This is a genomic window from Pseudomonas sp. MYb2 (genome assembly GCF_002979955.1).
GTDB lineage: Bacteria > Pseudomonadota > Gammaproteobacteria > Pseudomonadales > Pseudomonadaceae > Aquipseudomonas.
Window position 1 is genome coordinate 1 of the sequence record NZ_PCQC01000024.1, and the last position, 12,238, is coordinate 12,238.

General features: G+C 59.8%; 9 protein-coding genes, 3 tRNA genes and 1 pseudogene. 5 read left to right on the forward strand and 8 right to left on the reverse strand.

Annotated features, from left to right (window positions below):
• Positions 1 to 2: 2 nt before the first annotated feature.
• The 3 genes from CQ009_RS26665 to CQ009_RS26675 all read right to left on the reverse strand — a co-directional run bounded on the left by CQ009_RS26665 (position 3) and on the right by CQ009_RS26675 (position 333).
• Positions 3 to 75, reverse strand: a tRNA-Glu gene (locus CQ009_RS26665).
• Between the two features lie 104 nt (positions 76 to 179).
• Positions 180 to 255 (reverse strand) — tRNA-Gly (locus tag CQ009_RS26670).
• A gap of 2 nt (positions 256 to 257) precedes the next feature.
• A tRNA-Glu gene (locus tag CQ009_RS26675) sits at positions 258 to 333 on the reverse strand.
• Between the two features lie 384 nt (positions 334 to 717).
• Here CQ009_RS26675 and CQ009_RS26680 point away from each other — a divergent pair.
• Positions 718 to 1,476, forward strand: a complete 759-nt coding sequence (locus tag CQ009_RS26680) for a hypothetical protein (protein WP_064391550.1) — start codon at positions 718 to 720, stop codon at positions 1,474 to 1,476.
• A 217-nt stretch (positions 1,477 to 1,693) separates the two neighbouring features.
• Here CQ009_RS26680 and CQ009_RS30555 read toward each other — a convergent pair whose 3' ends face one another.
• The 4 genes and pseudogenes from CQ009_RS30555 to CQ009_RS26695 all read right to left on the reverse strand — a co-directional run bounded on the left by CQ009_RS30555 (position 1,694) and on the right by CQ009_RS26695 (position 6,116).
• Complete coding sequence (locus CQ009_RS30555) at positions 1,694 to 2,575, reverse strand: methyl-accepting chemotaxis protein (RefSeq protein WP_371920187.1); 882 nt, start codon at positions 2,573 to 2,575, stop codon at positions 1,694 to 1,696.
• Positions 2,555 to 3,661, reverse strand: a pseudogene (locus CQ009_RS30560) (HAMP domain-containing protein); the annotation flags it as partial. The gene CQ009_RS30555 and the pseudogene CQ009_RS30560, both read right to left, overlap by 21 nt.
• A 108-nt stretch (positions 3,662 to 3,769) precedes the next feature.
• Positions 3,770 to 5,164, reverse strand: a complete 1,395-nt coding sequence (locus CQ009_RS26690; protein WP_064391554.1) for a PLP-dependent aminotransferase family protein — start codon at positions 5,162 to 5,164, stop codon at positions 3,770 to 3,772.
• Positions 5,165 to 5,354: 190 nt separating this feature from the next.
• A complete protein-coding gene (locus tag CQ009_RS26695; protein WP_105709200.1) occupies positions 5,355 to 6,116 on the reverse strand; it encodes an SDR family oxidoreductase in 762 nt (253 codons plus the stop codon).
• A gap of 237 nt (positions 6,117 to 6,353) precedes the next feature.
• Here CQ009_RS26695 and CQ009_RS26700 point away from each other — a divergent pair, with 237 nt between their 5' ends.
• Positions 6,354 to 7,358: an NADP-dependent oxidoreductase gene (locus tag CQ009_RS26700; protein WP_064391557.1), complete on the forward strand. Its 1,005-nt coding sequence runs from the start codon at positions 6,354 to 6,356 to the stop codon at positions 7,356 to 7,358.
• A gap of 126 nt (positions 7,359 to 7,484) precedes the next feature.
• Here the strand turns inward: CQ009_RS26700 and pyrF are convergent, their stop codons facing one another.
• Positions 7,485 to 8,183 carry an orotidine-5'-phosphate decarboxylase gene (pyrF, locus tag CQ009_RS26705; protein ID WP_161806667.1) on the reverse strand — a complete coding sequence of 233 codons (699 nt, stop codon included), beginning with the start codon at positions 8,181 to 8,183 and terminating at the stop codon, positions 7,485 to 7,487.
• Positions 8,184 to 8,466: 283 nt separating this feature from the next.
• Here pyrF and CQ009_RS26710 point away from each other — a divergent pair, with 283 nt between their 5' ends.
• The 3 genes from CQ009_RS26710 (at position 8,467) to xopAW (ending at position 11,364) form a co-directional block, all read left to right on the forward strand.
• Positions 8,467 to 9,228, forward strand: coding sequence for a response regulator (locus tag CQ009_RS26710; protein ID WP_105709229.1), 762 nt, complete (start codon positions 8,467 to 8,469; stop codon positions 9,226 to 9,228).
• Positions 9,228 to 10,277 carry a cell wall metabolism sensor histidine kinase WalK gene (locus CQ009_RS26715; protein WP_064391561.1) on the forward strand — a complete coding sequence of 350 codons (1,050 nt, stop codon included), beginning with the start codon at positions 9,228 to 9,230 and terminating at the stop codon, positions 10,275 to 10,277. Before CQ009_RS26710 ends, CQ009_RS26715 begins: the two co-directional genes overlap by 1 nt.
• A gap of 235 nt (positions 10,278 to 10,512) precedes the next feature.
• Entirely contained in the window at positions 10,513 to 11,364 is an 852-nt protein-coding gene (gene xopAW, locus CQ009_RS26720; RefSeq protein ID WP_105709201.1) for a XopAW family type III secretion system calcium-binding effector, read from the forward strand.
• Positions 11,365 to 12,238: the final 874 nt, after the last annotated feature.

A 12,238-nucleotide genomic window follows, 5' to 3' on the forward strand; every position in this document is an offset into this window, starting at 1 on the left:
GGCGTCCCCTAGGGGACTCGAACCCCTGTTACCGCCGTGAAAGGGCGGTGTCCTAGGCCACTAGACGAAGGGGACACGCTACCCGGAACACATGGTGTGTGTTTCGGTGTCCAGATCCGTATCCGAAGACTTGGTTCTGGTTTCACTCAGCCCCGCCCGAAAGCAGTGCTGTTTAAAATTGGAGCGGGAAACGAGACTCGAACTCGCGACCCCGACCTTGGCAAGGTCGTGCTCTACCAACTGAGCTATTCCCGCATTGGCGTCCCCTAGGGGACTCGAACCCCTGTTACCGCCGTGAAAGGGCGGTGTCCTAGGCCACTAGACGAAGGGGACACACTACAACATTCACTTCCTGCCGCGCTTCGCTGTGTGCTTTACGCTGCAAGTGGCGCGCATTCTATGGATGGATTGAGAGGTCGTCAACCCCTTGATATAAATTTATTTAAATCAATGACTTCGACCTGCTTTGCAGCTGCAATCCGGCTTTTCCGTCGTCCGACGATTGACGCCTATATTCCGCCACTCGCCAAGACGTTATAGTCCACCGCACAGTGATGGCAATCTGAACCCGCAGCGCCAGCATTCATATAAGCAGCGCGCGGCCGATACAGATTGAACCTGCCGAACCAACCAGTCGAGCGGCGCTAGGCGGTTAAATGCCCAGCCACTACACTCGCATGCGAACCCTATAAAGAGGTCTTACCGGTGACACCACTCATGATCACCCTGCTAGTCGTAGCCGGGATCGCAATTCTGATCGCCATTGGCTACATGAACCATGTGGTGGAAAACAACAAACTGGAGAAGGCCCGCACCAAAGTCGAACTCAACGACCGCCTGCGTCGTTGCGGCGAACTGACCGAAACTTTCCCCGGTCAATTCATGACCCCGGCCTTGAAGCTGCTGCTGACGCGCCTGGAACTCAACGTTTGCCAGCGCCTGTTGAGCCTGGAAAAAACCAGCGCCACTACCAAGGCACGCATCACCGAACTGAGTGGACTGGTCGCCCAGGGCGAGTCGATCCCGGTCAACAACCCACCAGCACCGATCATGACCGAAGCCAAGGCCAAGGACGTACGCTTCCTCCTCGAAGCCCTCCACGGCCAAATCACCCGCGCCGCCCACGACGGCTTTCTGCCACCAAACGAAGCCAAACACTGGGTTCGTGAAGTGCGCCACATCCTGGTGTTGCTGCACATCGAGTTCTTCAACAACCTCGGCCAACAGTCCCTGCAACAAAACCAGCCCGGCCAGGCTCGCCTCGCCTTCGAACGCGGCGTGCAATACCTGCGCAAACAGCAGGATCCACAGATGTATGCAGAACAACTGCAATACCTGGAAAAACTGCTCGCTCGCGCCAACGCCCAGGTCATGGACAAAATCGCCCCGGTCGAAGGCGAAGAAAACCAACTCACCGCCGGCCTCAAAGACGTCGAAGCGGATGCAGACTGGAAGAAAAAAGTGATCTACGACTGATCGTCGATGCAGGAAAAGAAGCCACCGCCGAGGTGGCTTTTTTGTGGGTGACCGATGAGGATCGGGTGAATGGACGACCGCCATCGCCAGCAGGGTGACTCGCCGTAAGGGCGAAACCGCCAGCCGCAGCAACCGCAGAACCGGACACTCACCCAAAACCCCAAGAGCATGGTCGGCCCAAAGGCCGCCAAGCCCAAAGCGTCAAAGCGTCAAAGCGTCAAAGCCGAAAATGCCCAACCATCCCGCGCAACTCACTCCCCAACTGCGCCAGCTCAACACTGGAAGCCGCATTCCCGCGCATCGCCATCGATGACTGATCCGCACTGGCACGAATGCTCGTCACACTGCGATTGATCTCCTCTGCCACCGAACTCTGTTCCTCCGCTGCCGCCGCAATCTGTTGATTCATCTGCTGTATCAATGAAACCGCTGCCGCAATACTCCCCAATGCACTTTCCGTCTGCAGTGCATCACTGACCGCAAGCTTCACCAACTCACCACTGCTCTGAATCTGCTGCACCGAAGCATGCGCCGCCGCCCGCAAGGCGCTGACCAACCGCTCGATCTCCTCGGTCGATTGCTGTGTACGCCGTGCAAGCGCGCGAACCTCATCGGCCACCACCGCAAAGCCCCTGCCCTGCTCACCGGCGCGCGCCGCTTCGATTGCCGCGTTGAGCGCCAGCAGATTGGTCTGCTCGGCAACACTCTTGATCACCTCGAGTACCGTGCCGATATTCTGAATCTCGGCACTGAGACTCTCGATGCTGGTACTCGCAGAAGTCGCCGAGTCCGCCAACTGCTCAATGCGCGCCATGCTCTGACGCACTACCTGCTGACCCGTCTCGACTTTGTCATCCGCCGTCTGCGCCGCCAACGCGGCCTCTTCGGCATTACGCGCGACATCGTGAACAGTCGCCGTCATCTGGTTCATCGCGGTGGCAACCTGTTCGGTTTCCTCCTTCTGACTGCTGACTTCAAGATTGGTCTGCTCGGTCACCGTCGACAGCGACTGCGCAGAACTGGCCAATTGCTCGATGCCGGCCTGCAAGCCGCTGACAATCGTGCTCAGTCCTGCGCCCATCTGCTGCATCGCCAACATCAACTGGCCGATTTCATCCCGGCGCGTCACGCCAATCGTCGCGCTCAAATCACCGGCGGCAATCTGCTGGGCCACCTGAATCACGCTGCGCAACGGCGAAACAATCAGCCGGGTTATCACCCAGGCTGCGATCAACCCGACCACCAGTGCCAATGCCGAAGAGCCGATAATCAGCAATGAATTCTTCTTCAGTTCCGCCTGCATCGCGCCATCTTCAGCGACATACGCCTGATCCACCCGCTCCATCACTTGCGCGGCACGCTGGTGCAATTGTTCGTAAACGGTTTTTTCCTGCGCCAGCAACCCGGTGTATTCGGCCAGCTTGTCGTTGAACCCGGCGATGTGCCCGGACACCTCATTGAGCACCGTCAGATACCCCTCATCCTTGACCGTGGACTTCAGCTCTTCGGCTTGCGCCTGCGCCTGCGCGGCCTGCTCGATACTGCCCTTGCCGGCACTGTCGGCATCGCCCTTGCGACTCTGATCGAGACGAATCCGTGCTTCGTTCATGGCCTGCAACATCAAGCGTGATACCTGGCTGACCTGACTGGCCTGCTCGATAAACTGCGCACCGTCCTTGCCCTCGGTGTCTTTCAAGGTATAGGCGCCATCATCGGCCAGTCCGGCCTGCAACACATCGAGGTTGTTGGCCACGCTGGACACCGACCAACTGGCCATTTCCAGCGCGAGATCCTTGGCCTGGGTCAACGAGACAAACTCGTCGAACGCCTTGCGATAGGCATCAAGCGACTGTTCGACATCACTCATCACCGGTACATTCGCCGGCGACTGCGCCTTGAGCTGGTTGGCCAGGGCAATAAGAGCAACAACACCTTCGCGCAAGGCATCGGCGGTTTTCGGATTGCTGCGCAAAGCGTATTCCTGCTCCAGCAGGCGTACGTTGAGCAGGCCACTGTTGAGCGAAGACATCTGCTTGAGCCCATTGAAACGCTGACTGATGGTTTGCAGGGACCAGACACCCATTGCTGCCACCAGCGCGGTCAACAGCAGTACGAGCACAAACCCGACACCCAGTTTTTTCGCCATACCGAGGTTGGCAAAACGTCCTTGCACGGCCGAAATCATTGCGCGAAGCCCCTTGCCAAAGTGTGTGGACGAAGATTCGCAATGGCCATGGACCGGCACAAGTCTCTGGCGTCGGAATAATGGCAAAAAGCTACGCCCGCGTCGTTTTCAGAACGCTTGAGGTCGATCCACGCGGGTGCTGCGGAAAAACTGCCGTGCACGGGGGTCGCAGGCGTATGCGACGTTGATACGCTGCCACTCGCACACCTCGCCACCGGGACTGAATGCTCCCGACGCGGCAAGCGATACACCACTGCCCAGCGCCTGTCGACGCAATCGGGCAGGATCGGCAGATGGCGAACGCGCCCAGATGAACAAGCCACCGCACGGTTTTCCGAACACTTCCCACTCGGCGTCTTCCAGTACTTGCAACGCGGCTGCACGGTCGACACTCAAGCGCTGACGCTGACGATGCACCAGCTTGCGATAGGCGCCACTGGCCAGGAGACGAGCCAGTACCGCCTCATTAAAGCCTGAAGACCCCGCACTGCTGATCATCTTGATCCGCGCAAGCCGTGCGATCAGCTCAAGATCGGCGAAAACGAAGCCCACCCGCAATGAGCTGCTCAGGGTTTTTGAGAAACTGCCGACGTAAATCACTCGTTGATCAAGTGCCGCCAACCGTGTGCCATTGCCGTTATGCAAATCGGCGTAGACATCATCTTCGATCACGCGCACATCACCGGCATTGCACAGCTGCAGGACCTGCCGGGCTACGGTCGGACTCAAACAGGAGCCGGTGGGATTGTGATGATGACTGTTGATAAACATTGCCACTGGCCGGAACTGCTCCAGCACGCGCGCCAGCGCGTCGATGTCAGGCCCGTTCGGGGTGCGACGAACTTCGAGCAAGTGCACGCCGTGCAATCGCAAAAGATCGAACAGCTGCACATGTCCCGGGTTCTCGACCACCACGTAATCGCCAGCCTTCAGCAGGGCGCGCACAATCAGGTCAAGGGCTTGAGTCGCACCGCAGGTGGTCATTATCTGCGCGGCGCCAGCCTGAACATTGATCATTTTCAGGCGTTTGACGATCTGTTCGCGCAGCGCCGGCAGCCCCAGTGGCGTGCTGTAGTTGAACAGACTGCTCATGTCGGTGCGAGCGACCTGACCTATCGCATAGCTCAAGTCATCAGACTCACGCCAGTTTTCAGGTAACCCGCCATCGCCGAGATTCAACGTGCCCGGTAAACCGCAAACACTTCCCGCCTCTGGCCGAAGCCGATCGATACTCGCCGGTACAGGCGTATTTATCGCACGGCGAGGCGCTGCTGCCACCATGAATCCCGAACCTTGGCGCGGCGCCAGAACGCCTTGTGCCACGAGTCGATCACAAGCCTGAACCACGCATGACTGACTGAGCAAATTGCTGCGTGCGATTTGCTGTACTGAAGGCAACCGTGTGGCAGGTGGCACATCACTTCGCACGATCCAGTCGATCACTCCGTCAACAATCTGCTGTACGACTGGCACCATTGCCTGTCGGTCAATTCTCAATTCCATGAGCACGCAAACTCCTGTCCGTTTTGCTGGCGGCAGTAAATCACAGCCGCGCCGGACAGGCTGTGCGACAACGCCGCCAAAAGCGACCGTTCTAACCATTTGATACACATTGTTTAAGGGGCTTCACGGAACTGAACGTGATCCACAAAAAAGCCCGCAACGAATGCGGGCTGTCTTTCCTGCGCTCTGTTCAGAATGCGGTGACACCGCCATCCACAGCCAGCGAGTGGCCAGTGGTGAATGCCGCACCGTCGCTGCACAGGTACAACACGGCACTGGCGATTTCCTCGACTTTGCCGATGCGGCCGACCGGGTGCATGGCGTTGGCGAACTCAGCCTTTTTCGGATCGGCCTCATAAGCGCGACGAAACATGTCGGTATCGATCACCGCCGGACACACCGCGTTGACGCGGATTTTCTTCTTCGCGTATTCGATGGCGGCCGATTTGGTCAGACCAATCACCGCATGCTTCGACGCCGCATAGATGCTCATCTTCGGCGCCGCGCCCAGCCCTGCCACCGAGGCGGTGTTGACGATCGCTCCGCCGCCCTGCGCCAGCAACAGCGGTAGTTGATACTTCATGCACATCCAGACGCCTTTGACGTTGACCCCCATGATTGCGTCGAACTCATCCATCGAGCCGTCGGCCAGTTTGCCTTTTTCAATTTCGATGCCGGCATTGTTGAAGGCATAGTCCAGACGGCCGTAGGTATTGATGACCTCGTCCATCAGATTTTTCACTTCGCTTTCGATGGTCACGTTGCAACGCACAAAGCTCGCTTCGCCACCGGCTGTACGAATCAGCGCGACCGTGCCCTCGCCCCCTGCCGCGTCCAGGTCGGCGACCACCACTTTCAGGCCTTCGGCAGCGAACGCCTGCGCGGTCGCACGACCGATACCGTTGGCCGCGCCGGTGACTACGGCAACCTGACCGGAAAACGTCATGCTCATTGTTGTGTCCTCGAAGGGATAGATGCAGGGGATGTGTGGCATCGCAGCATAGCCATTGAGGCCGGCCACGCGTCAGCACTATCCAATGGCTGTTTATGTGGCCATGCATCGCAGTGATAAAACTGTGCGGGTGATCATCACTGCACTGGATCGGCGTGCATTCGCCGCGTCAGCCAACCTTGCGAGATCGGCGCTGAAGGTCTATCAACAAGGCTTCATTCAATTCGAGTGCCTGCCATGACCTCCCAGACCAATCGCCAGTTCCTGCTCGCCAAACGCCCGGTGGGCGCCGCGACCCGCGAGACCTTCACCTATCAGGAAATACCGGTCGGCGAACCGGCGGCGGGACAGATTCTGGTCAAGAACGAATACCTGTCGCTCGACCCGGCCATGCGTGGCTGGATGAACGAGGGCAAGTCCTACATCCCGCCGGTTGGAATCGGCGAGGTCATGCGCGCACTGGGCGTAGGCAAAGTCGTCGCCTCGAACAACCCAGGGTTTGCCGTCGGGGACTACGTCAACGGTGCCATTGGCGTGCAGGATTATTTCCTCGGCGAACCCAGAGGTTTCTACAAAGTCGATCCGAAACTGGCGCCGCTGCCGGTGTATCTGTCCGCGCTGGGCATGACCGGCATGACCGCTTACTTCGCCCTGCTGGATGTCGGCGCGCCGAAGGCTGGCGATACCGTTGTGCTTTCAGGCGCGGCAGGTGCGGTAGGCAGCATTGCCGGGCAGATCGCCAAGATCAAAGGCTGCCGCGTGGTGGGAATCGCCGGCGGTGCCGACAAGTGCAAATTTCTCATTGATGAGCTGGGCTTCGACGGCGCCATCGACTACAAGAACGAAGATGTGATTGCCGGCCTCAAGCGCGAATGCCCGAAAGGCGTCGACGTGTATTTCGATAACGTCGGCGGTGACATTCTCGACGCAGTGCTGAGTCGCTTGAACATGAAGGCGCGTGTGGTGATCTGCGGCGCGATCAGCCAGTACAACAACAAGGAAGCGGTCAAAGGCCCCGCCAACTACCTGTCGCTGCTGGTCAATCGTGCGCGGATGGAAGGCTTTGTGGTGATGGACTATGCCGCGCAATACGCCAGCGCCGCGCAGGAAATGGCCGGATGGATGGCCAAGGGGCAACTCAAGAGCAAGGAAGACATCGTCGAAGGCCTGGAGACCTTTCCAGAGACGCTGATGAAACTGTTCAGCGGCGAGAATTTCGGCAAGTTGGTGTTGAAAATCTAAAATCACCACAAAACAAACGTAGGAGTGAGCCCTGCTCGCGATAGCGGTGTGTCAGTCAACATTAACGTTGTTTGACACACCGCTATCGCGAGCAGGCTCACTCCTACAGGGTTTCGCGGTGTCTGATCAGGCGATTTCGGCTACAACCGAAGCCAATGCCTTGGCCGGATCCGTCGCCTGGCTGATCGGACGGCCGATCACCAGATAATCGGAACCGGCATCCAGTGCCTGACGCGGGGTCAGAATGCGGCGCTGATCGTCCTGCGCACTGCCCGCCGGACGAATCCCCGGGGTCACCAGTTGCAGCGATGGGTGTGCGGTTTTCAGTGCAGTGGCTTCCAGCGCCGAGCACACCAGGCCGTCCATGCCAGCCTTCTCGGCCAATGCGGCCAGACGCAGCACTTGCTCTTGCGGTTCGATGTCCAGACCGATACCGGCGAGGTCTTCACGCTCCATCGAGGTCAGTACGGTGACGCCGATCAGCAATGGCTGCGGGCCACTGCGCTTGTCCAGCACTTCACGGCAGGCGGCCATCATGCGCATACCACCCGAGCAATGCACGTTGACCATCCACACGCCCATCTCGGCAGCGGCTTTCACGGCCATCGCGGTGGTGTTGGGAATGTCGTGGAATTTCAGGTCGAGGAATACTTCGAAACCCTTGTCACGCAGGGTGCCGACGATTTCCGCGGCGCAACTGGTGAAGAGTTCCTTGCCCACTTTGACCCGGCACAGTTTCGGGTCCAACTGGTCGGCCAGCTTCAGTGCGGCGTCACGGGTGGGGAAATCCAGGGCGACGATGATAGGAGTCTGGCAGGCGGACATGAATGGGCTCTCAGGCAGGTCGAAATCGGCGCGCATTGTAGCGGAACCGGCGGCGGCGCGGCACCCGATGATCGGTAAATCGTCGCGCTGACCGTGATCAGCATAGCGTCCGCTGCTATTGTGTCGACTCCGATACACAACCGACATGCCGCCAACACGCGCCCGCGCTAGCCTCGCCAGCCGCAACACGCCCTTACATCAGCACTTCCCGCCTCACGGCAGGACGCCTATGCTGAAACCACAACCTCGCAGCCCATCTTTGTGGTTGGCGGCCTACTGGCAGATGAACAGCCCCATGCACAACACCCAAACGACCGCGACGGATGAGCCAAAAGACGACAAGCGCTGGAGCATCCGCGCGCTGATCGTCGACGACGACGTGCCGATTCGCGAGCTGATGATCGATTACCTCGCCCGCTTCAACATCCACGCCAGCGGCGTCACCGACGGCGCGGCGATGCGTCAGGCGCTGCTCGCCGAGCATTTCGATGTTGTCGTGCTGGACCTGATGCTGCCCGGCGAAGACGGCTTGTCGCTGTGCCGCTGGCTGCGCGCCGAATCGGACATCCCGATCCTGATGCTCACCGCCCGTTGCGAACCGACCGACCGCATCATCGGCCTGGAACTGGGCGCCGATGACTACATGGCCAAACCCTTCGAGCCGCGCGAACTGGTGGCGCGCATTCAGACCATTCTGCGTCGGGTGCGCGATGATCGTACCGAGCAACGGGCCAACATTCGTTTCGACAACTGGCGCCTGAACAGCGTTCTGCGCCAGTTGATCGCCGACAACGGCCTGGTGGTGCCGCTGTCCAACGCCGAATTCCGCCTGCTCTGGGTCTTTATCGAACGCCCGCGCCGAGTGCTCAGTCGCGAACAACTGCTCGATGCCGCGCGCGGCCGTTCAATCGAAGCATTTGACCGCAGCATCGATCTGCTGGTCTCGCGCCTGCGCCAGAAGCTCGGCGACGACCCGAAAGCCCCGCAGTTGATCAAAACCGTACGCGGTGAGGGATACCTGTTCGACGCACGGGACATCGGCTGATGCGAGCGCGCTTCGACACGCTGTTCGGCCGTCTGTTTGGCGTGCTGTTCGTGGCGATTGTCCTGGCGCACTTGCTGGCGTTCACCTGGTTCCGCCTCTACGGCCCGCCACCGCCACCACCGCCGCCAGAGTTTTCCCAGGGTGTCGAAGGGCAACGGCCCATGCCGGATCCACGCTATGCGCAGCGGCCACCGCGCCCCTGGTTCGGTGGCCCGGTGGTGCCACTGACCTTTCAATTCATCACGCTGATGATCGCGGCGTGGTACGGCGCCAAACTGCTCAGTCGGCCGATCCAGCGTCTGAGCGACGCCGCTGAGCGCCTCAGCGAAGACCTCGACAGCCCGCCACTGGACGAGTCCGGCCCGCGCGAAGCACGGCAAGCGGCGCACACCTTCAACCTGATGCAGCAACGCATTCGCGAGCAGGTGCAGCAACGCGCGCGCATGCTCGGCGCGGTTTCCCACGACCTGCGCACACCGCTGTCACGTCTGAAACTGCGCCTGGAAAACATCAGCGATGAACGACTGCAGGGCCAGATGCGTCAGGACCTCGACGACATGATCGGCATGCTCGACGCCACGCTCACCTACCTGCATGAACAGCGCACCAGCGAAGCGCTGCAAATGATGGATGTGCAGGCACTGGTCGAATCGCTGGCGGAGAATGCGCAGGATCAGGGCGCCGACGTGCAGGTCAGCGGCCATTGCACGCCCTTGCCCGTGCAGCCGATGGCACTGCGCTCGTGCATCAACAATCTGATGGATAACGCCTTGCGCTATGCCGGGCAGGCGCAAATCGAATTGCAGGATCAGCGCGAGCAATTGCTGATTCGCGTGATCGACCACGGCCCGGGAATCGCCGCCGACAAACGCGAAGCCGTGTTTGAACCGTTCTATCGGCTGGAAGGTTCGCGCAATCGCAATTCCGGCGGTGTGGGGCTAGGGATGACCATTGCTCGCGAGGCGGCGCAGCGTCTGGGCGGCCAGCTCAATCTTGAAGAAACCCCGGGCGGCGGCCTTACCGCCATCATTCGCCTGCCACGCCCCTGAGAACGCCACCGACTCACTGTGGGAGCGAACCCGCTCGCGAAGGCGTCATCTGATCCAACATCTTTTTTGGATGTACTGGCCTCTTCGCGAGCAGGCTCGCTCCCACAGGGTTTGGCGGTGTTCATTCTGCCGTGTGTACCGTCCGGTACAAACCCCACATACCCCGGACAACTCGCACCCTGACCCTGCATAAGCCGGTACACCCGCCGGTTTGCGATTCCAGGGAGTGAGCCCGATGATCGGTAGCGTCAGCAACTACACGAGCTATACCAGCACCAGCAGCACCGCCACGCAAAATTCGCGCAGCCAGCAACTGCAAAAAGAACTGTTCGCCAAGCTCGACAGTAACGGCGACGGCGCAGTGGATCAGGACGAACTGAAAAGCGCCCTGTCGCAGAAGTCCGACGACGGCCTGCTGGTCAACCTGAGCAAGCAGTTCAGTGATCTCGACAGCGACGACAGCGGTAGCCTCAGCGCCGAAGAAATGACCGCCATGGCGCCGCCCCCGCCGCCACAGGATCAAGCACCGAACACCGACCTCGCCGACGCCCTGATCAGCGCCCTCGACATCGACGGCGACGGCGCCATCAGCAGCGACGAACTGAGCAGCGGCCTGACCAGCGCCGGCAGTACCGCCGACAGCAACGAACTCTTCTCCGCCCTCGACAAGAACAAGGACGGCACCGTCAGCCAGGACGAACTAACCGCCAGCCTGACCCCACCGCCACCACCGCCACCACAAATCAACAGCGACGAACTGTTCAGCCAGCTCGATGCGGATGGCGATGGCAGCGTGACGGCCACGGAATTAAGCAGCGCTGTGCAGACCAGCAACAGCACCTCATCGACCAGCACCGACACCAGCGCAGCGCTACTCAAAGTGCTCGATAGCGACAGCAGTGGTGACGTGAGCAGTGATGAGCTGAAAGCGGCTTTACAGGCCGGGCATGAACGACCGGACGAAGAACAGACGGCATCGACCCAGAGCACGGCAGAAGCGCTGAATCGCATGATTGCCAATTTGAGCAAGCAGTACTCGCTGGAAAACACTGCGTCGGTGGGCAAGTATTTGAATGTGGCGACTTGAGTCGACGCCCCTCACGCTAACCCTCTCCCATAGGGAGAGGGGACTGATCGGGGTGTTTGGGAGAGGTACACCGACGTGAAACACCGAGTCGAACTCAGATTCTGAAACAGATCAAAAGCCCCTCACCCTAGCCCTCTCCCATAGGGAGAGGGGACTGATCGGGGTGTTTGGGAGAGGTACACCGACGTGAAATACCGAGTCGAACTCAGATTCTGAAACAGATCAAAAGCCCCCCACCCTAACCCTCTCCCAGAGGGAGAGGGGACTGATCGGGGTGTTTGGGAGAGGTACACCGACGTGAAATACCGAGTCGAACTCAGACTCTGAAACAGATCAAAAGCCCCTCACCCTAACCCTCTCCCAGAGGGAGAGGGGACTGACCGAGGTGTTTGGGAGAGGTAAACCGACGTGAAACACCGAGTCGAACTCAGATTCTGAAACAGATCAAAAGCCCCTCACCCTAGCCCTCTCCCAAAGGGAGAGGGGACTGACCGAGGTGTTTGGGAGAGGTACGCCGACGTGCGATACCGCGTTGAACGCAAATCAAACGCCAAACACCCCACGCTCTTCACCACTCAATAGGCCGAGTGTCAGCTCGCCTGCTCTTGATCTTGATCTTGATCCACGGGCGACGTCGGAAGGCTGAGCGGAGGGATTGATCCGGGGGTGGGAGCGCAGCGACCGTTTGGCGAAGCCAAACACAGCGAGAGGAGGTGCAGCGCAGCAAACCGTAGGCGCTGCGCCCGGATTGATCCCGGAGCGAAGGAACCCCGAGCCCCAGCGAGCGGGCCGCACGCAGGAGCAAGCCTTTTCGGTTACCTTTTCGGCGTTTGGAAAAGGTGACCCGCCGTAAGGGCGGAACCCTAAGCCGCCG